Source organism: Bradyrhizobium australafricanum (genome assembly GCF_020329495.1).
GTDB classification, from domain to species: domain Bacteria; phylum Pseudomonadota; class Alphaproteobacteria; order Rhizobiales; family Xanthobacteraceae; genus Bradyrhizobium; species Bradyrhizobium australafricanum.
Window position 1 is genome coordinate 1 of sequence record NZ_JAGKJL010000163.1, and the last position, 1,828, is coordinate 1,828.

The window sequence follows — 1,828 nt, forward strand, 5'->3', positions numbered from 1 at the left end:
AGATTGGGTGGAGAAGAAGGTCAGGCGCCATCTGGCGCGGGCACGGCAACGAAAGGGCTTCGGCTGGGAGCAGTGGAGTAAATCATGGCTGTACGATACCCTGAAGCTGTTCAACGACTACCGGGTAAAACACGGCTGACGAAAGCTGCCCAGCGTGATAGGTCCCATAAACCTTGATGCGAAGCGAATGGGGGCGCGTAGTGCGGGAAATCCGCATGCTGCGTGCGATGAGGCGGGGGCTGGAAACGTACACATCCAAGGCTCTTGGATGTGCGGCGCGCCAGTCCTCGACCCTACCTCAAGAAACCCATCGGCCGACGCGGGTCGGATAGCCGCTTTTGCGGTTTGAATCTGCTGCTTGATCTGATTCAATGGCTTCATGATATCGAAGCCGGACGATCTTCCATCGGACCTCGTCAGTGCCCTGGCGGCGCTGCAGGCCGAGCGTGAGGCGCGGCTGCGAGCCGAGGCGGTCGCTGCCAGTGCGCAGGCGGAGCTGTCGGACAACGAGGCGCTGATCGCGCATCTGGAGCTGCGGATCGAGAAGCTCAAACGCGAACTGTACGGGCAGCGCTCCGAGCGCTCGGCACGGCTGCTCGAGCAGCTGGAGTTGGAGCTCGAAGAACTCGTCACCACAGCGAGCGAGGATGAGCTTGCCGCGCAGGCCGCAGCGGCGAAGACGCAGAACGTCCGCCCCTTCATGCGCAAGCGGCCGGTGCGCAAGCCATGGCCGGACGACATCGAACGCGAGCGCGTCGTCATTGAGGCGCCAACGACCTGTGCCTGCTGCGGTGGGTCGCGGCTGGCGAAGATCGGTGAGGATGTGACCGGGACGCTGGAGGAGATCCCGCGCCGCTTCAAGCTGATCGAGACGGTACGCGAAAAGTTCACCTGCCGCGATTGCGAGAAGATCAGCCAGCCGCCCGCGCCGTTCCACGCCACGCCGCGCGGCTTCATCGGCCCACAATTGCTGGCGACGATCCTGTTCGACAAGTTCGGCATGCATATCCCGCTCAACCGCCAGAGTGCGCGCTTCAAGGCCGAGGGGATTGACCTGCCGTTGTCGACGCTGGCCGACCAGGTCGGCCACGGGACCTTCGCCGTCATGCCGCTCTTCCACTTGATCGAACGCCATGTGCTCGCGGCCGAGCGCCTTCATGGCGATGACACCACCATCCGTATCCTGGCGAAAGGCAAGTGCACGACCGGGCGGATCTGGACTTATGTGCGGGATGACCGGCCCTTCGCCGGGCCTGCGCCGCCGGCGGCGGTCTATTACGCCTCGAGCGACCGACGAGGCGAGCATCCCCAGAAGCATCTGGCCGCCTTCGCCGGTATCCTGCAAGCCGATTGCTACAACGGCTTCGAGCCGCTGTTCGACCCGCAGAAGAAGGTGCTGCCGATCACGCCGGCGTTTTGCTTTGCCCATGCGCGGCGGGGCTTCTTCGAGCTGGCTGACATCGAGAAAAATGCCCGGGAAGGTAAAAAGGGCAAACCGGTCTCTCCGATCGCGCTGGAGGCGGTCAGACGCCTCGATGCGTTGTTCGAGATCGAGCGCGCCATCAACGGCCGCAGCGCCGACGAGCGGCGCGCCGTGCGCCAGGAAAACAGCAAGCCGCTTCTCGAGGACATGCACGCCTGGTTGCTGCGTGAGCGCGAAACCCTGTCGCGCTCCTCCGAGGTCCTGAAGCCTATGAATTACATGCTCAGGCGCTGGGACGACTTCGGCCGCTTCCTCGACGATGGCAGGATCTGCTTGACCAACAATTGCGCTGAGCGCGCATTGAGAGGCATCGCCTTGGGAAGGCGCAACTGGACCTTCGCTGGT

General features: G+C 63.6%; 1 protein-coding gene. It reads left to right on the forward strand.

Annotated elements, in window-relative coordinates; translation table 11 throughout:
* Nucleotides 1-379 precede the first annotated feature (379 nt).
* A partial coding sequence (tnpC, locus tag J6525_RS46265; RefSeq protein ID WP_225649594.1) for an IS66 family transposase occupies nucleotides 380-1,828 on the forward strand: 1,449 nt, incomplete at its 3' end.